The 20,378-nt window shown below is 67.8% G+C and carries 19 protein-coding genes; 15 read left to right on the plus strand and 4 right to left on the minus strand.

The window, feature by feature from the left end; translation table 11 throughout:
• The first annotated feature begins 1 nt into the window (after position 1).
• From ACOQPP_RS14410 to ACOQPP_RS14430, 5 genes are all read left to right on the plus strand, one after another.
• On the plus strand, positions 2–1,426 hold the full coding sequence (locus ACOQPP_RS14410) for a serine hydrolase domain-containing protein (protein WP_420636788.1): 1,425 nt from the start codon (positions 2–4) through the stop codon (positions 1,424–1,426).
• Positions 1,423–3,195, plus strand: a complete 1,773-nt coding sequence (locus tag ACOQPP_RS14415; protein WP_420636789.1) for a DUF885 family protein — start codon at positions 1,423–1,425, stop codon at positions 3,193–3,195. The genes ACOQPP_RS14410 and ACOQPP_RS14415 overlap by 4 nt, the downstream gene beginning before the upstream one ends.
• Before the next feature lie 1,265 nt (positions 3,196–4,460).
• Positions 4,461–5,132 (plus strand): alpha/beta hydrolase family protein, encoded by a 672-nt coding sequence (locus ACOQPP_RS14420; protein WP_420636790.1) that lies wholly within the window; start codon positions 4,461–4,463, stop codon positions 5,130–5,132.
• Entirely contained in the window at positions 5,129–5,770 is a 642-nt protein-coding gene (locus ACOQPP_RS14425) for a peptidylprolyl isomerase (RefSeq protein WP_419167970.1), read from the plus strand. Before ACOQPP_RS14420 ends, ACOQPP_RS14425 begins: the two co-directional genes overlap by 4 nt.
• Before the next feature lie 348 nt (positions 5,771–6,118).
• Entirely contained in the window at positions 6,119–6,769 is a 651-nt protein-coding gene (locus tag ACOQPP_RS14430; protein WP_419167969.1) for a hypothetical protein, read from the plus strand.
• A 174-nt stretch (positions 6,770–6,943) separates the two neighbouring features.
• On the opposite strand, the gene rph is transcribed toward ACOQPP_RS14430, so the two are convergent.
• Positions 6,944–7,684, minus strand: coding sequence for a ribonuclease PH (gene rph / locus ACOQPP_RS14435; RefSeq protein WP_419167968.1), 741 nt, complete (start codon positions 7,682–7,684; stop codon positions 6,944–6,946).
• Between the two features lie 37 nt (positions 7,685–7,721).
• Between rph and ACOQPP_RS14440 the strand changes: the two genes are divergently transcribed.
• From ACOQPP_RS14440 to ACOQPP_RS14455, 4 genes are all read left to right on the plus strand, one after another.
• Positions 7,722–9,383, plus strand: a complete 1,662-nt coding sequence (locus tag ACOQPP_RS14440; protein WP_420636791.1) for an N-acyl-D-amino-acid deacylase family protein — start codon at positions 7,722–7,724, stop codon at positions 9,381–9,383.
• An 89-nt stretch (positions 9,384–9,472) separates the two neighbouring features.
• Positions 9,473–9,730: a type II toxin-antitoxin system VapB family antitoxin gene (locus ACOQPP_RS14445; protein ID WP_419162681.1), complete on the plus strand. Its 258-nt coding sequence runs from the start codon at positions 9,473–9,475 to the stop codon at positions 9,728–9,730.
• On the plus strand, positions 9,727–10,110 hold the full coding sequence (locus tag ACOQPP_RS14450) for a type II toxin-antitoxin system VapC family toxin (RefSeq protein ID WP_419162682.1): 384 nt from the start codon (positions 9,727–9,729) through the stop codon (positions 10,108–10,110). The genes ACOQPP_RS14445 and ACOQPP_RS14450 overlap by 4 nt, the downstream gene beginning before the upstream one ends.
• Complete coding sequence (locus tag ACOQPP_RS14455; RefSeq protein WP_419167965.1) at positions 10,107–11,978, plus strand: Xaa-Pro dipeptidyl-peptidase; 1,872 nt, start codon at positions 10,107–10,109, stop codon at positions 11,976–11,978. Before ACOQPP_RS14450 ends, ACOQPP_RS14455 begins: the two co-directional genes overlap by 4 nt.
• Before the next feature lie 188 nt (positions 11,979–12,166).
• On the opposite strand, the gene ACOQPP_RS14460 is transcribed toward ACOQPP_RS14455, so the two are convergent.
• Positions 12,167–12,673: an ATP-binding protein gene (locus ACOQPP_RS14460; protein WP_419167964.1), complete on the minus strand. Its 507-nt coding sequence runs from the start codon at positions 12,671–12,673 to the stop codon at positions 12,167–12,169.
• On the opposite strand from ACOQPP_RS14460, the gene ACOQPP_RS14465 reads away from it, so the two are divergent.
• From ACOQPP_RS14465 to ACOQPP_RS14485, 5 genes are all read left to right on the plus strand, one after another.
• Positions 12,672–12,821, plus strand: coding sequence for a hypothetical protein (locus ACOQPP_RS14465; RefSeq protein ID WP_419167963.1), 150 nt, complete (start codon positions 12,672–12,674; stop codon positions 12,819–12,821). The genes ACOQPP_RS14460 and ACOQPP_RS14465 overlap by 2 nt on opposite strands.
• 106 nt (positions 12,822–12,927) lie before the next feature.
• Entirely contained in the window at positions 12,928–14,130 is a 1,203-nt protein-coding gene (locus ACOQPP_RS14470; protein ID WP_420636792.1) for a hypothetical protein, read from the plus strand.
• A gap of 164 nt (positions 14,131–14,294) precedes the next feature.
• On the plus strand, positions 14,295–14,939 hold the full coding sequence (locus ACOQPP_RS14475; RefSeq protein WP_420636793.1) for a DUF305 domain-containing protein: 645 nt from the start codon (positions 14,295–14,297) through the stop codon (positions 14,937–14,939).
• Positions 14,940–15,002: 63 nt separating this feature from the next.
• The gene (locus ACOQPP_RS14480; RefSeq protein WP_420636794.1) at positions 15,003–17,000 is read left to right on the plus strand and encodes an LVIVD repeat-containing protein; all 1,998 of its coding nucleotides are present in this window, start codon (positions 15,003–15,005) and stop codon (positions 16,998–17,000) included.
• 29 nt (positions 17,001–17,029) lie between these two features.
• Positions 17,030–17,392 carry a cupin domain-containing protein gene (locus ACOQPP_RS14485; RefSeq protein ID WP_419167959.1) on the plus strand — a complete coding sequence of 121 codons (363 nt, stop codon included), beginning with the start codon at positions 17,030–17,032 and terminating at the stop codon, positions 17,390–17,392.
• Between the two features lie 17 nt (positions 17,393–17,409).
• On the opposite strand, the gene ACOQPP_RS14490 is transcribed toward ACOQPP_RS14485, so the two are convergent.
• Together ACOQPP_RS14490 and ACOQPP_RS14495 are read right to left on the minus strand one after the other, a co-directional pair.
• Complete coding sequence (locus tag ACOQPP_RS14490) at positions 17,410–17,952, minus strand: helix-turn-helix domain-containing protein (RefSeq protein WP_419167958.1); 543 nt, start codon at positions 17,950–17,952, stop codon at positions 17,410–17,412.
• Between the two features lie 51 nt (positions 17,953–18,003).
• Positions 18,004–18,852, minus strand: coding sequence for a DNA-methyltransferase (locus ACOQPP_RS14495; RefSeq protein WP_419167957.1), 849 nt, complete (start codon positions 18,850–18,852; stop codon positions 18,004–18,006).
• A gap of 240 nt (positions 18,853–19,092) precedes the next feature.
• Between ACOQPP_RS14495 and ACOQPP_RS14500 the strand changes: the two genes are divergently transcribed.
• On the plus strand, positions 19,093–20,355 hold the full coding sequence (locus tag ACOQPP_RS14500) for a dicarboxylate/amino acid:cation symporter (RefSeq protein ID WP_419167956.1): 1,263 nt from the start codon (positions 19,093–19,095) through the stop codon (positions 20,353–20,355).
• Positions 20,356–20,378 lie beyond the last annotated feature (23 nt).

A 20,378-nucleotide genomic window follows, 5' to 3' on the forward strand; every position in this document is an offset into this window, starting at 1 on the left:
CATGCCACGACCGAGACGCCTCCGCCCCCTCCGCGCAGGACTCCCCGTCGTATCCGCCGCCCTCGCGGTCGGAGGGTGCGGCGAGCCCGGTCCCCAGCCCGAAGGATACCTTACGTCTGGCCAGGTCGACGAGATCCACGCCCTCGCCACGACCCCCGTAGAGGAGGGGCGCGCCGCGGGCATGTCGATCGCGGTCGTGCGCGGGACCGACACCCTGCTGATCGAGGAGTTCGGCCACGCCGATCTCGAACTCGGCGTGCCCACGCCCCCGGACGCGGTCTACGAGGTCGGATCCGTGACGAAGCAGTTCACGGCGGCCGCCGTTCTTCTCCTGCAGGAGGAAGGGAAACTCTCCCTCGACGACCCCCTCACGAAGTGGCTTCCGGACTACCCGGTCGGGGATCGGACGGTGACCGTTCGCCGGCTCCTCGACCATACTTCGGGCATCAAGGGCTACACCGAGATGCGGCACCTGTGGGACGAGATCGCCCCGCTGGAACTCCCCCGGGACACGCTCGTCACGCTCTTCTCCGCCGAGCCTTTCGAGTTCGAGCCCGGGACCGCGATGACGTACAACAATTCGGCCTACTTCCTCTCCGGACTCATCATCGAGGCGGCGAGCGGGATGAGCTATGAGGACTTCGTCGAGGAGCGGCTCTTCGGAGCGGCCGGGATGGAGAACTCGCGCTACTGCCACAAGGACGAACTCGTCCCCAACCGGGCCAGGGGATACGAGCCGGGAGACGACGGCCTCCTCCCGGCCCCCTACCTCAACCATCTCTGGCCCTACGCCGCCGGTTCCCTGTGCTCGACCGTTCGGGACCTGATGGCGTGGAATCAGGCCCTCCATGGCGATGGAGAGGGAGGGACGATCCTGAGTCCCGAGAGCTACCGGCTGATGATCACCCCCGAGCCGCTCCTCGACGGCACCGAACTCCGGTACGCGAAGGGGGTGGCGATCACGGACCGCGACGGAGCGAAGGGGATCCGGCATGGGGGCGGGATCTTCGGTTTCGTCACCGACCTTCGCTACTATCCGGCCGAGGATCTGTCGATCGCGGTCCTCATCAACACCGCCGGGGGCGTCGCGTCGAGCGACATCGCACAGCAGGTCGAAGACGTGATTCTCGGGCAGCGGGCGGACGTCATGCCCATCCCGTTCGACGGCGACGCGGCTCCCTATGCGGGACGATACGAGGGCCCGGCGCGCGGACAGCGCCTGGTGGCCGAGGTGGGGATCGAGGATGGCCAGCTGACGATCGACGCCGGCCCGGGCTCGGCGGGCGCCCTCACCTGGCTGGGGGGCGACACCTTCGGGCGGGGGAGCACCCGGTTCCGGTTCGTGCGCGACGCGAACGGGGCGGTTGGCGAACTCCGGATGGATGTCGTCTCCGGCCACTACGTCCTCCGGAGGGTCGACCCATGAGAACGACGCGAGCCCTGATCTCCCTTTTTGCGCTGGTCTTCGTAGCCGCCGCACCGGTTGCGGGTCAGGATCTGGATCCGCTCATCGGGACTGAAACGAGCGAGCTGGCGGCCGTCGTGGAGCGCTACAGCACCGACCGCACGGCGCTCGGGCGCCGGTGGAACGTCCCCTACTCTCCGGAGCGCAACCGCCGCTTTCACGACTTCTTCTCCGACTGGCGGCGACGGATCGACGCGCTCGACTTCGAGACGCTGAGCCTCGAGGGGCGCGTCGATTATGTCCTCCTCATCAATGACCTTACGTATCAACTGGATCTCATCGAGCGCGAGGCTCGCCTCGCCGGGGAGATGAACGGGTTCATCCCCTTCACCTCGCTCATCGTCGAACTGGAGGAACGCCGGCGTGGGCGGGAGCCGGTGGAATCCGAGGCGGCGGCGGCCCTGCTCGCGGCCCTGCCGGCCGAGGTCGAGGCCACGCGCGAGAGCGTCGAGGCGCGGCTGGGGAGCGAGACGGACGTTTCCCGCATCGTCGCGCTCCGGGCGGTGACGACGCTCGCCCGGCACACGCGCCTGCTCGAGGACTGGTACGAGCACTACGCTGGCTACGACCCCGTCTTCACGTGGTGGAACGAGGACCCGTACGCCCGCGCCAAGACCGCGCTCGACGGCTACGCGACCTTCCTGCGCGAGACGGTCATCGGATACCGCGAGGGCGAGGACGAGCCGATCGTCGGCGATCCGATCGGGGCCGAGGGTCTCGCTGCGGACCTGCGCCACGAGATGATCCCCTACACGCCCGAGGAACTCATCGCGATCGCCGAGCGGGAGTACGCGTGGTGCGAGGAGCGCATGATCGAGGCCTCGCGCGAACTCGGCTACGGCGACGACTGGCGCGCGGCGCTCGAGTACGTGAAGACGCTGCACCGCGACCCGGGCGACCAGCCGCAGATGATCCGGGAACTCGCCGATGAGGCGCTCGCCTTCGTCACCGAGCGCGACCTCGTCACCGTCCCCCCGCTCGCCGACGAGATCTGGCGCATCGAGATGATGTCGCCGGAGCGCCAGAAGGTGTCGCCTTTCTTCCTCGGCGGGGAGGTGATCCAGGTCTCCTTCCCCACGGACGGGATGGAGCACGAGTACAAACTCATGAGCATGCGGGGGAACAACGAACACTTCTCCCGCGCGACCGTCCACCACGAGCTGATTCCCGGACACCACCTGCAGGGGTTCATGACGAGCCGCTTCAACTCGCACCGGGGCGCGTTCTCGACCCCCTTCTGGGGCGAGGGGTGGGCGCTCTACTGGGAGATGCTGCTCTGGGACCTCGGCTTCCCGTCGACGCCCGAGGACCGCATCGGGATGCTGTTCTGGCGCATGCACCGCACCGCCCGGATCATCTTCTCCCTCTCCTTCCACCTCGAGCGCATGACCCCGCAGGAGGCGATCGACTTCCTCGTCGAGCGCGTGGGGCACGAGCGCGCCAACGCCGAGGCGGAGGTGCGGCGGAGCTTCAACGGCTCCTACTCGCCGCTCTACCAGGTCGCCTACATGATCGGCGGCCTCCAGATCCGGGCCCTGCACGAGCAGCTCGTGCAGTCGGGGGAGATGACGAACCGCGCCTTCCACGACGCGATCCTCCGGGGCGGCCGCATGCCGGTCGAGATGGTGCGCGCCCGCCTCCTGGGGGAGGCGCCGCCGAAGGACTTCGAGTCGGTGTGGCGCTTCCAGGGCGACCCGCTGCGCCGCAACACGACCTCCGAGGGGCACTGACGCGACGAAAGGACGATCCATGGCTCGCGACCCGCATCCTACGGCGATATTCGGCCTCCTCGTCGCCCTGAGCGCTGCGGTCGGCGGCGGGAGCGAGGTGCACGCGCAGAACGGCCGCGCTGACGGCGCCCTCTCGATCGACCAGCTCCTCTCCATCGAGTCCGTGGTCGGAGGCGCGCCGTCCTGGTCGCCGGACGGCTCGGCGATCCTGTTCGAGTCGGGGCTCACGGGCGGGCTCGCGACCCTCTCCCCCGAAGGCGGGTTCCCCACCCGGGTGCCGGTGGACATGGGCGGCTCGGGCCACTTCCTCACCTCCCAGATGCCGGGCTGGTCGCCCTCCGGGACGTGGATCTCCTACGTATCCGACAAGAGCGGCGCCCCCGAGATCTGGATCTGGTCCACCCGCGACGGATCCGACGTCCAACTCACCGACCTCGGGGCGCGGATCAACTCGATGAGCTGGTCTCCGGACGAGCGCTCGATCGTCTTCGCCGGCGACCGCTACGGGAACTACGACATCTGGAAGGTGGACGTCGCCACCCGGCAGGTGGACCGCCTTACGGAGGACAAGCGCTACGAGGTCTTCCCGACCTGGACGCCCGACTCCCGCCACATCCTCTACGTCCGCCTCGACGACGCGTGGGAGGACCACGACGTGATCGAGGTCGACGCCGCCGGCGCGAACCCGCGCACGGTGATCGAGGACCGCGACTTCTTCGACTACGGGGCGGGGGCGACGTTCGGCTATCCGAGCGTGTCTCCCGACGGGGGCTCGATCCTCTTCCGTTCCCACCGGAGCGGCTGGATCAACTACTGGCTCGCGCCGCGGGAGGGGGGAGAGCCGCGTCCGGTCGCCCCGGCCGAGGCCGACCAGAGCGCCGCCGCATGGTCTCCCGACGGGCGCTGGATCGCCTACACGGAGAACCACAACGGGCACCACGACCTGCGCGTCGTCCCGGCGGACGGCGGCGAGCCGAGGGTGCTCGTGTCACCGAAGGACGGCGTTGCGTCGAGCCCCTCGTGGGCCCCCGACGGACGCTCGATCGCGTACCTGCAGGAGGACCTCCTGAGCCCCCGCGACCTGTACGTCGTCTCGCTGGAGGACGGGAACAGCCGGGGACTCGCCTCCTCCATGCCGGCCGGCAACTTCGGCGGCCGGCTCGTGATGCCGGAGAAGATCCGCTACGAGAGCACGGACGGGTACTCGATCCCGGCCTACCTCTATCGGCCGCCGGGGGCCGCCGCCGGCGACGCGCCTCCCCGGTGTGATGTGGATCCACGGGGGTCCCACGTCGCAGTTCCACGACACCTTCCGGCAGCACGTGCAGTTCTTCGTCCAGCGCGGGTACGTCGTGCTGCTGCCCAACATCCGCGGGAGTTCGGGCTACGGGAAGGACTTCGCCGACGCGAACAACGGCTGCTGGGGGCACTGCGACCTGGAGGACGTGGTCGCGGGCGCCGACTACCTGCGGGCGCTCCCCGAGGTCGACCCGGAGCGGATCGGGATCACGGGGACGAGCTACGGCGGCGTGATGAGCATGTACGCCGTGGCCTTCGCGCCGGACGCCTTCCGGGCGGCGATCCCGGGGTCGGGATACACGGACTGGGTCCACTTCTACCACGGCGAGAACGAACTCCGGCACATCAAGCTGCTCGACCACGAACTCGGGCCGTTCGAGACGAGCGAGGACGTGTGGAGCCACAGTTCCTCGATCTCGCACGTCGCCGACGTCTCGACGCCGATCCTCCTCGTGCACGGCGTGGGTCGCTATCCGGGCTCCGACCAGTCGGAGATCTTCGCGCGGGCGCTGGAGAACTACTACAAGCCGTTCCAGTACAAGACGTACCCGAACGAGAACTACTACGTCTACGGGAAGGCGAACCGCCGGCAGATGCTCCTCGACATGCTCGACTTCTTCGAGCAGTTCCTGAAGTGAAGGTCGATCCGCGCGTCACGAGTCTGCTTACGGCAACTCTCATCCTCGCGGGATGTGAGCGCGTCGAGACCGTCCCGGATGCCGCTGGCACCCCGACGGTCGCCGCGGTCGGACCGGTGGAAGTGGGCGTCGAGACGAGCCAGGGCGAGTTCGTGATCGCCGTGCATCCCGAGTGGGCGCCGCTGGGGGCCGAGCGTTTCCTCACACTCGTCGAGTCCGGCTACTACGACGACGCCCGCTTCCACCGCGTCGTCCCCGACTTCATCGTCCAGTGGGGGCTCGCGGGCGACCCCGCCCTCACCGCCGAGTGGATGAACGCCTTCATCCCCGACGACCCCGTCGTCGCCTCCAACACCCGCGGCCGGATCGCCTTTGCCTTCACCGAACCCGGAACCCGCGCGACCCAGGTGTATATCAACCTTGTAGACAACGTACGGCTGGACTCGACGGGATTCGCACCCTTCGGCGAGGTCGTAAGCGGGATGGAGGTCGTGGATGCGCTCTATTCGAGGTACAGCGAGGCCTCCGGCGGCGGCCTGCGGCGAGGCGACCAGGGTCGCATCATCGCGGAGGGCAATACCTATCTCGACCGCGAATACCCTCTCCTCAACCATCTCATCCGAGCCCGCCGGCGCTGAAGGAATGCGATGACGAATCGCAGACTGCTGCTCGCTGCCACCGTCTGTGCCCTTGCCGCCTGCGACGGCTGGGGTACGGGCCTCGGCAGACGGGCGGGGACGCCCGAAGTCATCGGTCAGTTTCCCCCGATTACAATTGGAGTGTCTACCGGTGTCGCCGTAGCGCCGCTGTTTATCGACCCTACCGGAGACGCCCTGACCTTGACGGTCGAAGTCGAGGCCCACCCTCCAACCGCATTGGCGGCGAGGGTGTCCGGCGGATTTGTAGAACTCCGTCCGGCTGCGCCGGTTGGGTTGGCACATGTGCTCGTAGCGGCGACCGACCCGTCCGATCGCAAGGCTGATCTGATGCTCCGCGTCAAAGTGCGCGTGCCTCCCATTCCGAATCCGGACGAGTTCGGGATTCCCAGACCTTCGGGACAGCCTCGTGCCGGCCCCTCCCTCCCGTCGCGGCAACTGCTGCTGGGAGAACTGGCGGCCATCCCCTTGAGCCGTTTGTTCAGCGTCCCAAGCTCTGCGAAGTTCAGCGCTACGTCGTCATCGGGCGCGGTGCAGGCGTCGATTGCGGGAGATTCGCTCGTGCTCGAGGCCCGTAGCCTGGGCCCGGCGCAGATTGTCGTCACGGCGTCCAACGATGTCGTGGCGTCGACCCACCCTGTCCATCAGATCTTCGATATCGTGGTCCGCCCACCCGGGACTCCTCCGAACGAGCCGCCCCGGTGGAGGCAGGGCGTTCCCGCGAGGATCATTCCGGTCGGCTTCCGCGTTCCCTACGGGGTGTCAGAGTACTTCAGCGACCCGGAGGGTGGTCCGCTGACATTCTCGGCGACGTCGGATGAACCGCACCGAATCCCCGTAACCGTCTCCGGGAACAATGTGATCCTGGAGGGCAAGAGCCAGGGAGATGCCGTGATCACACTCGTTGCAACCGATCACGGAGGGCTGCCTGTACGGGCACGGATGCAGGTTTCTGCAGTGACGTTGCTCGATGACCGCTAGCGAGCGAGTGCTCCGAGCAACGGGGAGCCGATGGGACGGCAAACGGATCAGGCTTTGGCGCCGCCGAACGAATGGCCTCAATTGCTGCGCTGCCCGAACACGACCGATCCGAGGGGTCTCTTCGCAGTGGCGACTATCCCCATCCTTCGGACGGGCAACGCATGGCGGGGTCGGTCACCGTGCAGAATCTAACAGGGTCGAAAGGGGCACTTCGGCAGCCTTCTGCAAGGCAATCAGTTCATCCGCACCCGCCGCGCCGAGGCGGAGCAGTTCGTCCAGCTCAGTTCGCGTGAAGGGCGCGCCCTCCGCTGTCCCCTGCACCTCTACGAGGCGTCCGTCATCGAGATAAACGAAGTTGAAGTCGACATCGGCGGCTGCGTCCTCCACATACTCCAGGTCGAGCCTCGCCTCGCCGTCCACCATGCCGGCGCTGATCGCGGCGACCCATTGGCGAAGTGGACTGGCCTCGAGGGCGCCGTCCGATACCAGCCGTTGGAACGCCATCTCGAGCGCGACGCACGCCCCCGTGATCGACGCCGTGCGTGTGCCGCCGTCGGCTACGAGGACGTCGCAGTCCACGGTCACCGTCCGCTCGCCGAGCGCCGCGAGGTCGACGGCCGCCCGTAGAGATCGACCGATGAGTCGCTGGATCTCCTGAGTACGGCCCCGTGCGCCGCGCCGCTCCCGACGCGTGCGCTCGGCCGTTGCCCGGGGCAGCATGGCGTACTCGCCGGTGACCCAACCGCCTCGCCCCTCGCGCCACGGCGGCACGCGTTCCTCCACCGAGGCCGTGCAAAGCACGCGCGTCATCCCCATCGTGATCGTGCACGATCCCTCGGCGAAGGGGGCCGTTCCCGTCTCCAGGGTCGTCGGTCGCAGGGCGTCCAGCGCCCGTCCGTGCGGACGTGCCGGCATGGGGCAGCCTCGGTCGAAAGGTCGAAAGGGAGAAGCGATGAACGTCGAACGCGTTGACAGTACGCCAGCCGCCAGCCCGCTGCGACGGCGGATCCTCGCGATGTGTCCCGTGCTCGCCGGCGTGACTCTGGCCTGCGGGCCGGGCGATGCTCCCGAAGCGGAGGCGGGGTTGCTGGCGACGAGCGTGCTGTTCACAGGCGCGACGGTCCTCGACGGGTCCGGAGAAGCGTCGTTCACGGCCGACGTGGCGGTGGAGGGCGACCGGATCACCTTCGTTGGCGACGCCGCGCCCGCGGACCTCGCGCTGCGGGACACGATCGCGCTCGACGGCCTCCTGCTGACGCCCGGGTTCATCGACATGCACAGCCACATCACCCTGGACGAAGCGTACGGTCGACCGGCGGTCGAGTTCCTGACGCAGGGGATCACGACCGGCGTCATCGGCGTCGATGGGGCCAGCACCACGGACCTCGCCACGCTGTACGCCGAGCTGGAAGACCTCGGAGTCGGCAAGAACATCGTCTCCTACATCGGCCACGGCTCCGTCCGCGAGGCCGTCATGGGGATGGACGACCGCGCCCCCACCGCCGACGAACTCGATCAGATGAAGGCGCTTGTCCGGAAGGGAATGGAAGACGGTGCCTTCGGGCTCTCGTCGGGGCTCTTCTACACGCCCGGCTACTACGCGGAGGCCGACGAGGTCATCGAACTGGGCCGGGTCGCGGCGGAATACCCGATCGGCGGCGAGCACTCCCCGGTCTACGACACGCACGACCGCGACCTCGGTGCATCCTACCAGGGGGTCGGCTACCACAACTCGATCCGGGAGGCGATCCACATCGGGGCGGAGTCCGGACTCCGGACCATCTTCAGCCACTTCAACGCGCAGGGGGCCCACCTCTACGGACGGGCCGCTGAGGGCGCGGCGATCATCGACTCGGCGCGGGCGGAAGGCCTCGAGGTGGCGGCGGCGCAGCACGTCCACACGTCCACGATGTCGAGCCTGCGCGCCTACACGATCCCGCGCTGGGCGCAGGCCGGCGGCCCGGAGCAGATGGTGCGCCGCTTCCAGAACCCCGACACGGCCCGGGTTCTCGACGTGCAGACGATGGAGATGCTGGAGATCCGCGGCGGACCCGGGAAGATCGTGTTCGCCGACGCGAGGCCCGAGTTCAACGGCAAGACGCTGGCCGACGTGGCGGAGGACCGCGGACTGACCGTCCCGGAGGCGGTGCGCGAGATCATGTCCGAGTCGAACCCGTGGGTGATGAACCGCGACCTCTACGACGTCGAGAACACGCGCTATCTCGCCACGATGCCGTGGATGATGACGTGCACGGACGGCGTCACGCCGACACCGGGGGCGGAGATCGTCCACCCGAGGGTCTACGCCACGTTCCCCAAGAAGATCAATGACTTCGTCAACCGGGACGGGGCGATCGGGCTTCCCTTCGCGATCCGCGGCATGTCGGGCCTCGCCGCGGACTTCCTGCGGCTGGACGACCGGGGCTACATCCGAGAGGGAATGGTCGCCGACATCGCGGTCATCGACCCGGGGCGGTACACGGATCACGCCACGTACGACGATCCGCACCAGTTCTCCGAGGGCGTAGTACACGTGCTGGTGAACGGCCGGTTCGCGATTCGGGACGACGAGGTGACCGGCGAGCTTGCCGGCCGCCCCATCCGACGACCCTGATCTCCCCCAATAAGTGCGGTGGCACCGTTGATCGGCGGTTAACCTCAGGGTAGAATCTCTGGCAGAGTTCTACCTTCGGCGGTGCAAGGATGAGCCTCAATATCAAGAACGCGGAAACGTGCCGGTTGGCGGCGGAGTTGGCCCGGCTGACCGGCGAAACGAAGACGGGCGCGATCACGGCCGCGTTGCGCGACCGCCTGCGGGCCGAGAAGCGTCGGCGGAACGCCGATACGCTGGTCCGGGAGTTGCTCGCCATCGGAGAACGCTGCGCGACGCGGCTGGATCCGGGACCGTCCGCGGTCGAACACGGCGATTTTCTCTATGATGCGCACGGACTGCCCAAATGATTGTTGACACATCGGCAATTCTCGCCGTGCTCTTTCGCGAGGCGGACGCGCCACGCTACGCGAGGAAGATCGCGGAGACCTCACGCTGCCGACTGTCGGTCGCCAACCTGTTGGAGGCGTCAATCGTCATCGGAGTTCGTGCCCGCGCGGCGGATACGGAACTGGACCTCTTCGTCGAACGAGCGGAAATCGAACTGGTTCCCGTCTCGCTCGAACATGCCTCCGCAGCCCGTGATGCCTGGCGTCGCTTCGGCAAGGGGCGTCATCCGGCAGCGTTGAACTTCGGCGATTGTTTCGCGTACGGACTCGCGCGTGTTGCCGGCGAGCCGCTGTTGTTCAAGGGCGAGGACTTTGCCCTAACCGACATCGAGGCGGCATGACTCGCCCCCGCACGCCACGGTGCCTCGTGCCGGCGTTCGCACTTGCCCTCGCTCCTGCGGCGGTGACCGCCCAGACGGGCCTCGTCATCCAGGACGGGCAGGCGCAGATCGTCCCGGCCTTCGCGGATTCGTCCAGCTGGATCCGCCACGAGTTGTGGGTCGAGACCGAGTTCGACTCCGACGGCGACGGCCGGCCCGACCGGGTGCACGCGGATGTCACGCGCCCGGCACAGACCGATGACGAAGGGCTGAAGGTGCCCGTGATCTACGAGACCAGTCCCTACTACTCGGGTGTCGCCGGCGTCGACTTGGCGCACTTCTGGGATATCCGCCAGGAGGTGGGGGGCGAACCCCGGGCGCGCGACCCCTTCCCCCCCACGATTGCCCACGTCCCCAGCCAGCCGAGGATCTCCACCTCGCATGTTGCAACCTGGGTGCCCAGAGGTTTCGCCGTGATCCACTCGCAGTCCCCGGGGACGGGCCAGTCGCAGGGGTGTCCGACGGTGGGCGGCGCGAACGAGTCGCTGGCGCCCAAGGCCGTCATCGACTGGCTCAACGGACGGGCGCGCGGCTTCACGAGCGTGGACGGGGACGAAGAGGTTCGAGCGCACTGGGCGACGGGCCGGGTCGGGATGACGGGCACCTCCTACAACGGCACGCTCCCGCTCGCCGCCGCCACCACCGGCGTCGAGGGGCTCGAGGCGATCGTTCCGGTCGCCCCCAACACGTCCTACTACCACTACTACCGCTCCAACGGGCTCGTGAGGTCGCCGGGAGGATATCCGGGAGAGGATGTCGATGTCCTGTTCGACTTCATCTTCAGCGGCTTTCTTGAGGTGCGCGACTACTGCCTCACGAACGTGCGCGACGAGATGACCGCCAGCCTGGACCGCACGACCGGCGACTACAGCGATTTCTGGGCGGGCCGGGACTACCTGAACCACATCGATGGCGTGCGCGCGGCCACCCTGATGAGTCACGGCTTCAACGACTGGAACGTCATGCCCGAGCACAGCTACCGCATCTCGATGGCTCTCAGGGAGCGGGGCGTGCCGTTGCAGATCTACTACCACCAGGGGGGACACGGCGGCCCGCCGCCGCTGGAGATGGTGAACCGGTGGTTCACGCGCTACGTGGCCGGGGTCGAGAACGGGGTCGAGGAAGACCCGGCGGCGTGGATCGCACGGGAGGGAGACGACCGCGAGCAGCCGACGTCCTATCCGAGCTATCCCCACCCCGAAGCCGAGGGTGTGGCGCTCCATCCGAGAGGCGACGGAAACTGGACGGGGGCCCTCTCGCTGGAAGGTCCAGCCGATGACCACGGCGGGGACCCGGCAAGCGGAACGATCATCGACAACTTTTCGTTCACCGGCGGCCAGCTCGCCGCAGCCGAATGGTCGAACCACCGCCTGCTCTACGCGACCCCCGAACTACAGGAGGACGTCCATGTTTCGGGCGTGGCCACCGTCCGCGTGCGCGTGTCGGCGGACGCGCCGGCGGCCAATCTTTCGGTCTGGCTGGTGTCCCTACCCTGGACCGAAAGCGACGATCTCAACGACAACGTCATCACGAGAGGTTGGGCCGACCCGGCCAACGCGGGTGCCGAGGAGATCGCCTCGCCTCGCAGCGGCACGCCGCTCGCGCCGGGGGACTTCGTTGAACTGGAGTTCGATCTGCAGCCCGACGATCAGGTCATCCCCGCCGGGGCCCGCATCGGCCTCATGATCTTCTCCAGCGACAGGGAGTTCACGCTGCACCCCGACCCCGGCACAACCCTGACCGTCGACCTGGGCGACACCCGCATCGAACTGCCCGTCGTAGGGGGGAGCGCGGCCCTGCGGCGCGCACTGAGCGTGCCTGCGTCCTGAGCGCCCGCCAGGTCGGTCCATCCACACCGGCCTCCGGACATCCGACACGACGGATCCAGGGCTCGGGCGGCGGCTGGCCGGTGTCAGCGGACGAAATCGAGACATCGAAGGCCGCACGGCTTGCCCGCGTGCCCTCGGACGCCTCGGACCGGTGGGTCCGATCCGTTGAAGAAGCCCCCTACTAAGCGTTAGCCATCATTCAGGATTTCCCAGTGTCCCTTCTTGGTCGCGCCCACATGGCGGATGCGACCGGCATTTCCGAGCTTGTCGAGGTGGTACTTGACACCGTCGGCGGTGATTCCGATGCGGGTCGCCGAGGCCCTGCGAGTTAGCCCAGGGTCCTCACACAGCAGAGCGAGTATTCGTTCCTGGGTAGTTTCTTGGGTACTACCCGACAACGGCGCGCCGTCAGGTCCTGCCCCGGCCCGCTCGATTCTCGTCACGAAGCCGCCGCTGGCGTCGAACTCCGGCTCCGCCAATCCCGCGTCTACGCAGCGCCGGATCATGTCCACCGTACCGGTTCCCATTCGCTCGATGTACCGGAGCAGGTACATGGACTCCGCGAGCAGTGGGTTGCCGGGTAGCGACGGGTGCGCCACGCGCAGCTTCTCCACCGTGAGTGGCGGCTGCAGCCGACCGGAATTCGTGACCTCCAGCCGGTCCGCGAACCCCGCCGGGGCCCGGATTGGCCTCATGATCTTCTCCAGCGACAGGGAGTTCACGCTCCACCCCGACCCCGGCACGACCCTGAGCGTCGATCTGGGCGACACCCGCATCGAACTGCCCGTTGTAGGGGGGAGCGCGGCCCTGCGGCGCGCGCTGAACGTGCCTGCGTCCGACTAGCGACGGCCGGAGACAACCAACGGCCGGGATCACGCCTCTACAGGGTGGCACCGCCGTCTGCGGACACCGGTCGCCATCGCAGGGGACTCAGCCGGGGACGGTCACGATGAGCGCTTGCCGCAGCATTCTTTCCGTCGGATTCCTGTGCGCCCTCGTCGCGTGCGCCGATCCTCGCTCCCCGGCGGACCGGCCGGACGATGCGGCCCGGAGGGCCGTCCAGGTCTCCGACTCGGCGGGCGTGATGAACATCTCTCTCGGCAGCGTGGAGGAACTCCCAGCCGCTGACCTTACGACTGACCTGGTGTTCTCCACGAAGGAGCGCGGCATCGAACTGTTCTACGTCGGGGATGCGATTCTCCTCGGCGATGGCGGCGTGGCGCTGGCGAATACGGGCGCGAGCGAGGTCCTGCTCTTCTCCGGCGACGGCTCGCTCGCAACCCGGATCGGCGGCCAGGGCGAGGGACCGGGCGAGTTCAGCGCGATCACCGCCCTGATCGGGACGCCCGAGGGGTTTGTGGCCTATGACGCGCGGTTGGCGCGCCTCACCGAGTTCTCCGCGAGCGGCGAATTCCTCGACTCGTGGCCCCTCTCCGCGCAGAGCGCCATCGTCGATCTGAGACCTCTCGCGATAGCCGCCGATGGGAGCATGCTGGCGATCCTGGGCGAGCAGCGATTCTTCATGCCCGAGGGAACCAAACGCGATACCACGCCGCTGCTCGCGTTCGCGGATCCCGGGACCGAGCCCGACACGCTCGCCATGCTCCCCGCGAAGGAATGGAGCTATGGGGAGATTCCCGGCGGAGGCGTGACCCGCAGAGAGCCGGGGTTCGGGCGGGACATCGTCGCCGGCGGATCCCGGGATCGAGCCATACTCGGCGATACGGACCTCTTCGAGTTGTCCGTCCATACCGCCGGGGGGAATCTGACGCGTCGCATTCGGGGAACGGGCGGTGGCTGGCCGGTGACGGCGGATGAGATCGAGACATCGAGGGCGGCACGACTCGCCCGGCGCGGTCCGGACGCACCTGACTGGTATGTGGAGTTTGTCGAAAACGCGCCCTTCCGCGAGACGCACCCGGCCTTCCACTCGGCGGTGCTGGGCCCCGACGAGCTCGTCTGGATCGGGCTCGCGACGCGCCCGGCCGAGGAGACGAGAGACTGGCTCGTCATCGGACCCGACGGACAGCCGCGGGGACGGCTGAATCTCCCCGCCGACGCGAGTGTGCTGGCCGTCGCTGCCGACCGCTTCGTCGTGCTCCAGCGTGACGCGCTGGACGAGGAGGAAGTCCGCCTCTACCGCTACCGGTAGCGCCGACGGCCGCACCCGCGCTCCACCCGGCTTCCCGCCGACGCCGGCGAGGGGCCGCTCCCCCCCTGAAACCGTCCGCAATTGAATTCGGTACGGTCCCCCCGGTATGCTGAACCGACATTAAGGAGTCGGGACCCCCCGCAACGGAAGAAACCACACGAAGCATGAGGACCCAGCCCAGGCTTCTCATCCTCCTCATCGGACTGCTCGCGTCCGCCCAGGCGTGCGCGAGCACGGGCCGCGGCCCATCCGACATCGCCGTCAGACCGGACGCGGCGCGCGCCGCCGAACTGGAAGCGCTCTACCGAGCCCGCGCGGAAGCCGGCCTGCAGAACGCGAACGAGGCCGATATCCGCTTCATGACGCACATGATCCCGCATCATGCGCAGGCGCTGGTGATGGCCGGGTTCGCGCCGGCCAACGGGGCCAGCCCCTCGATCCAGACGCTGTGTGCCCGAATCATCAACGCGCAGACCGATGAGATCGCCATCATGAGCCGCTGGCTGTCCGACCGCGGACTCCCGTTGCCGGACGAGCCAATGCTCATGCCCGGAATGCTCACGCCGGAACAAGTCGCGGAACTCGAAGCCGCGCGCGGGTCCGACTTCGACCGGCTCTTCCTCCGATACATGATCCAGCACCACAACGGCGCCGTCACGATGGTGCGGGAGTTGTTCGCCACGGACGGCGCCGCGCAGGATGACTTCGTCTTCAAGCTGGCCTCCGACATCCACGTCGATCAGGCCACGGAAATTGCCCGCATGGAGCTGATGCTCGAGGCGCTCGCCGCGCCGGAGCCGGGCGGCTGATTCGTGAAGTTCACCCCAATCGAAGGATCCAGAATGATTCCCGTGACGAAGGGACAGGTCAGAATGCAATTCTCCGAGCGCTTCAGAACGCTGCTCGCCTGCGTGGTCGCCGCCGGAGGGCTGGCCGGCTGCGCCGCCTACCGGTCGGCGGAGTCCGGCATGGGCCCGGCGCCCGCCGCTGCGAGTCCCGCGATGGTCGGCCTGCGGGCCAATCCGCCCACGCCGGACCCGCGCGTCGGACTCGCGCCCGGCCTCTTCGATGCGGGCGAGGCGGCCTGGAATCTCAGGCTCGTATCGGCCACCCCGCCGACGGAGCCGTTCGTCGGCAAGACGAACTCCGACCTCGCCTTCACCGGCCCGTACGCGATTCAGGGCAACTACGACGGCATCCAGATCTGGGACATCTCCGACCCGGCCAATCCCGAGTCCGTGATCACGTATGTGTGTCCCGCCTCCCAGAGCGACGTCTCCGTGTACGAGCACCTGCTGTTCGTGTCCGGGGAAGGTTTCGGCGGAAGGCTGGACTGCGGTGAGCAGGGGGTCCAGGAGGAAGTGAGCCACGACCGGCTGCGCGGGATCCGCATCTTCGACATCTCCGACATCACCGCCCCGGAGTACGTCGCCAACGTTCAGACGTGCCGCGGCTCGCACACTCATACGGTGCTGGAGCACCCCGGTGATGACGAGAACGTCTACATCTACGTGTCGGGTTCCGCCCCGGTGCGGCCGGCCGACGAACTGGCCGGCTGCTCGGCTGCTCCGCCGAACGAGGACCCGAACTCGGCGCTCTTCCGCATCGAGGTCATCCGGGTACCGCTCGCCGATCCCGCGAGCGCCGCGGTCGTGAGTTCCCCCCGCATCTTCGAGGATCTGGTCGCGCCGCCACGCCACGGACCGACCGCCGAGGAACGCGCGGAGATGGAGGAAGCCCGCGCGCAGGGCGCCTTCTTCGTCGAGGTCATGGGTCAGCAGATGGCGCTTCCGCCGCAGTTCGCCACCATGATGCTGGACTCAATGGTGACGCTGCGGGGAGGAGAAGGCGCGCCCACCGCCCAGGACACCGCGGCCCTGACCGAATTCGTGAACGAGATGATCGCCGAGCAGATGGCGGGCATCGATCCGAACGCGGGTCCGACGCAGTGCCACGACATCACCGTCTATCCGGCCATCGGTCTCGCCGGCGGGGCGTGCGAGGGATACGGCCTGCTCATCGACATCAGCGATCCGGAGAATCCGCGACGGCTCGCCGCCGTGGCCGACTCCAACTTCTCCTACTGGCACTCGGCCACCTTCAACAACGACGGCAGCGCCATCCTGTTCACGGATGAATGGGGTGGCGGTGGTTCGCCGAAGTGCCGTGCCTCGGACCCGATGGAGTGGGGCGCCAACGCGATCTTCACCATCGAGGGCACCGAGATGGACTTCCAGAGCTACTTCAAGCTGCCCGCCCCGCAGACGCCGGAGGAGAACTGCGTGGCCCACAACGGGTCGCTGATCCCGATCCCCGGCCGCGACATCATGATTCAGGGGTGGTATCAGGGCGGGATCTCGCTCATCGACTGGACGGACCCCGCGAACCCGGTGGAGATCGCCTACTTCGACCGCGGTCCCGTGAACCCCGACCGGATGCAGATGGGCGGCAGCTGGTCCGTGTACTGGTACAACGGGGTCATCGTCAACTCTGAGATCGCGCGCGGCCTCGACATCTTCGAGCTGGCTCCGAGCGAGTTGATGACGCAGAACGAGATCGATGCGGCCAACTCCGTCCAGCTCACCCACCTCAACTCCCAGGGCCAGCCCATCTTCGAATGGCCCGCGACGTTCGCGCTGGCCCACGCCTATCTGGACCAACTGGAGCGGCACCGCGGGCTCTCCGCCGCGAGAATCGGCGCAATCCGGGAGGAACTGGCCGGAGCCGAGGAGGTGACGGGGTCCGCGCGAAGTGGCGCGCTTCGCTCGCTGTCCGAAGCGGTTGGCCGTGACGCCGCCGGATCCGGCGACGCCGCCAGGGTCCGCATGCTGGCCGACGCGGTCCGGGCCCTCGCAGACGCCGGGATGTAGGGTCGCCGGCACGTCGGCCCGGTCGCGAATTGCCTACGTTGATCGAAGCCCCGGCCGTCATCGAGGCGGCCGGGAACAAACCCAAGCGGATCGAGGAGTTCGCCGGCCGGGTCCGGTCGGGGCACGTCGGCGTGAGCGTGGCGCGGATGGTGTCGCCGTCCGGCTGGGTCGAACCGGGTCAGCGTCCCGAGTTCGAGGAGATCACCGTGGTGCTGAGGGGCGCGCTACGCGTCGAGCACGAGGGCGGCGTCCTCGATGTAGAGGCCGGCCAGGCGGTCGTTACGCACCCCGGCGAATGGGTCCGCTACAGCACGCCGGGCGCGGAAGGGGCCGAGTACGTCGCCGTCTGCCTGCCCGCCTTTTCCCCCGACACCGTCCACCGCGACGGCTAGGCTGGGAACCGGCGTTTCTATTCCGGATCGGCGATACCGGACAACTCGACGGGCGGTCGGTCGGGGAACCTCGCGACCAGCGAAAGCCTGCCTCCCATGGCCTCGACGCTCTTGCGCAGAGTCGAAAGGAGGAGGTCACTACGCTGTTCCATCCGCGATATGCCTTCCTGGCCAATGCCGAGTTCGCGCGCCAGGCTGACTTGGGTGAGCCGCCGGGCCTTGCGCAGCTCGCGCAGCGTCATTTCCTCCGCGATGAGTTCAGCAGCGCGCTCCTCCACCCCTCGCCGCCGCTGGGTGTCGAGTCCCTCGATCACGTCGTTCACGTTCAACGCCATCATGATCCTCCTTCCATCGCGAGCCGTGCCAGGTGCCGCTCGAAGCGCTGATCCGCCTTGCGGATGAGTGCGCGACCCGTTGAGCGTGTCCACCCCTGGGCGTCCCAAGTGCGGGCCGAAGTGTTGCAAAAGGCGGGACACGGCCAGGACCGCGTCCTGCACCTCCACCTGCAACGCGCGGAACTCCGGCGCAAACTCATCGGCGATCTCGACCGTCCAGTCCACCTAAGCAATATGTTTTGGACAGCATATGTGCTGCAAGTCATGGCACAGGGCTCACGGACCAACGCCCTCCCAGCGCACGTCCGGTACGTCACGGAATCGTTCCGCCATCACCTCGAGTGCTTCCGGGTTGTCGTCCACGAGGATGAAGTTGCGTTCCAGTTCGTGGGCGGCCATTCCGGTCGTGCCGCTGCCCGCGAAGAAGTCCAGCACGAGGTCGCCCGGGTTCGATGAGGCGGTGATGATGCGGCGCAGGATGCCGAGCGGTTTCTGGGTCGGATAGCCCGTCCGCTCGGTGCCGCTCGTGGGGACGATCGTGTGCCACCAGGTGTCCGTGGGCAGCTTCCCGCGCGCGGCCTTCTCGGGCCCGACGAGCCCCGGCGCCATGTACGGGATTCGCTCGATCTCATCCACGTTGAAGGCGTAGTTCGACCGATCCTTCACGTAGAACAGGATGTTGTCGTGCTTCGCCGGCCACCGCGTCTTCGGGCGCGCCCCGTAGTCATACGCCCAGATGATCTCGTTCAGCAGATGGTCGGGCCCGAACAGGTCGTCCAGGAACAGCCGGCAGTGGTGCACTTCCCGGTAGTCGACGTGGAGATAGAAGGACCCGTGCGGGGCGAGGACGCGATACGCCTCGACGAGCCGGGGCCCGAGGAAGGCGAGGTAGTCGTCGAACTGGTCACGGAAGCGCTGGGTGCCGACGACGGTCGTCTCGTAGCGTTCGCCCTGGAAGCCCGTCCGGTCGCCGTGTTCGCCGTGTGACGTCCGACGGGTCCGGATCCGGGTCCGTCGCTGCGTCCGCCCGGTATTGAACGGCGGGTCGATGTAGATGAGATCGGCGTGGCCGTCCGGCATGCCCCGGAGCGCCTCGAGGTTATCCGCAAGCATGATGCTGGGCATGGCGTCTCCCCGGCGGTGCCCCCACGTCGCACGAAGAGGGCGGGACCTGGAAAGCTAGAGCCGCCGAACGAGGAGCTCAACGCGGGGAAGGGAAGTGACTCCCATTGCCCGCCAGCCGTCTGGACACCACGATCAACGCCCGTTGGACCGATCGCTCGAAGCGCGGCCGAACCGCTTCACTGTCCGGCCGCTCCAGACGCTCGACCTGCGCCGCGTATCGGCGCCACACCGGAGACGCCAATGGAATACGACCCCACCCTCCCCTGGTACCGACGCCTTCACTGGCAGGTGCTGTCGGCCATGATTCTGGGCCTGGCCACGGGCTGGGCCTTCGGAGCGCCCGCGGCCAACGCGATCGGCTGGATCGGCGAGCTGTTCATGAAGCTGCTCCGGATGATCATCGTGCCGCTCGTGCTCACGTCGATCGTGTCGGGCGTCGCCTCCGTGGGCGGAGGGAGGGCCATCGGCCGCCTGTTCAGCAAGACCATGGGCTACTACGTGCTGTCCAGCCTGCTGGCGGCCCTGACCGGCCTGTTGATGGTCAACCTCATCCGCCCGGGCCGGAACGCCAACATGGGTGCGGCGGCGCAGCAGGAGGTCCCCGAACTCAACACGCCGGACTCTCCGATCGAGCTCATCCTCGACATCGTCCCGAACAACTTCCTCGCCGCCGCCTCCGCGGGCGACATGCTGGCGATCATCTTCTTCTGCATCGTCTTCGGCGCGGCGATTACGGGACTGCCGGAGAAGCCCCGCGTGGTTGTCACCGACATCTTCAACGCCTTCTTCCAGGCGATGATGGCGCTCACCTCGGGGATCATAAAGTTCCTCCCGATCGGGGTCTTCGCCCTCATCACGCGCATGGTGGGGGAGACCGGCTTCGATCGCTTCGCCGCGTTGGCGAAGTACTTCCTCACGATCGGCTCGGGGCTCACGATCCATCTCTTCATCACCATGCCGCTCCTGCTCATCGTGCTGGGCCGGATCAAGCCGCTGGTCCACTTCGCGAACCTGCGCGAACCGCTCCTGACCGCGTTCTCGACGAGTTCGTCCGGCGCCACGCTCCCGGTCACGATCAAGACGTTGCGCGAGAAAGTCGGCGTCTCGAACAAGGTCTCCTCGTTCGTGCTGCCGATGGGCGCCACGGTGAACATGGACGGGACGGCGATCTTCGAGTGCGCCGGCGCCCTCTTCATCGCGCAGGTACTCGGGATCGACCTCAGCTTCGGCCAGCAGGCGATCGTCGTCGTGACGGCGCTCCTCGCCTCGATCGGCGCCGCGGCGGTGCCCTCGGCCGGAGTCGTGGTGATCTTCATCGTGCTCAACGCGATCGGCCTCGGCGACAACCCGGAGGCGATCACGATCGTGGGCGCGATGCTCGCCATCGACCGGCCGCTCGACATGTACCGGACCGCAGTCAACGTGTTCAGCGACTCGTGCGGCGCCGCGATCATCGCCCGCTCCGAGGGAGAGGAGGGCGTGGACACCGAAGTCCGCCACTGACGCGGAGGGACCAGCTCTAGGCT

The organism is Candidatus Palauibacter sp., from assembly GCF_965222475.1.
Taxonomy (GTDB): Bacteria; Gemmatimonadota; Gemmatimonadetes; order Palauibacterales; family Palauibacteraceae; genus Palauibacter.

Bases quoted from the DNA above. Each gene is read 5' to 3' on its own strand.
- ACOQPP_RS14445 (WP_419162681.1), top strand. From the start codon at position 9,473: ATGAGCCTCAATATCAAGAACGCGGAAACGTGCCGGTTGGCGGCGGAG.
- rph (WP_419167968.1), bottom strand. From the start codon at position 7,684: ATGCCGGCACGTCCGCACGGACGGGCGCTGGACGCCCTGCGACCGACG.
- ACOQPP_RS14470 (WP_420636792.1), top strand. From the start codon at position 12,928: ATGAGCGCTTGCCGCAGCATTCTTTCCGTCGGATTCCTGTGCGCCCTC.
- ACOQPP_RS14415 (WP_420636789.1), top strand. From the start codon at position 1,423: ATGAGAACGACGCGAGCCCTGATCTCCCTTTTTGCGCTGGTCTTCGTA.
- ACOQPP_RS14460 (WP_419167964.1), bottom strand. From the start codon at position 12,673: ATGAGGCCAATCCGGGCCCCGGCGGGGTTCGCGGACCGGCTGGAGGTC.
- ACOQPP_RS14440 (WP_420636791.1), top strand. From the start codon at position 7,722: ATGAACGTCGAACGCGTTGACAGTACGCCAGCCGCCAGCCCGCTGCGA.
- ACOQPP_RS14480 (WP_420636794.1), top strand. From the start codon at position 15,003: ATGCAATTCTCCGAGCGCTTCAGAACGCTGCTCGCCTGCGTGGTCGCC.
- ACOQPP_RS14500 (WP_419167956.1), top strand. From the start codon at position 19,093: ATGGAATACGACCCCACCCTCCCCTGGTACCGACGCCTTCACTGGCAG.
- ACOQPP_RS14450 (WP_419162682.1), top strand. From the start codon at position 9,727: ATGATTGTTGACACATCGGCAATTCTCGCCGTGCTCTTTCGCGAGGCG.
- ACOQPP_RS14475 (WP_420636793.1), top strand. From the start codon at position 14,295: ATGAGGACCCAGCCCAGGCTTCTCATCCTCCTCATCGGACTGCTCGCG.
- ACOQPP_RS14430 (WP_419167969.1), top strand. From the start codon at position 6,119: ATGCTCCGCGTCAAAGTGCGCGTGCCTCCCATTCCGAATCCGGACGAG.
- ACOQPP_RS14410 (WP_420636788.1), top strand. From the start codon at position 2: ATGCCACGACCGAGACGCCTCCGCCCCCTCCGCGCAGGACTCCCCGTC.
- ACOQPP_RS14495 (WP_419167957.1), bottom strand. From the start codon at position 18,852: ATGCCCAGCATCATGCTTGCGGATAACCTCGAGGCGCTCCGGGGCATG.
- ACOQPP_RS14455 (WP_419167965.1), top strand. From the start codon at position 10,107: ATGACTCGCCCCCGCACGCCACGGTGCCTCGTGCCGGCGTTCGCACTT.
- ACOQPP_RS14465 (WP_419167963.1), top strand. From the start codon at position 12,672: ATGATCTTCTCCAGCGACAGGGAGTTCACGCTCCACCCCGACCCCGGC.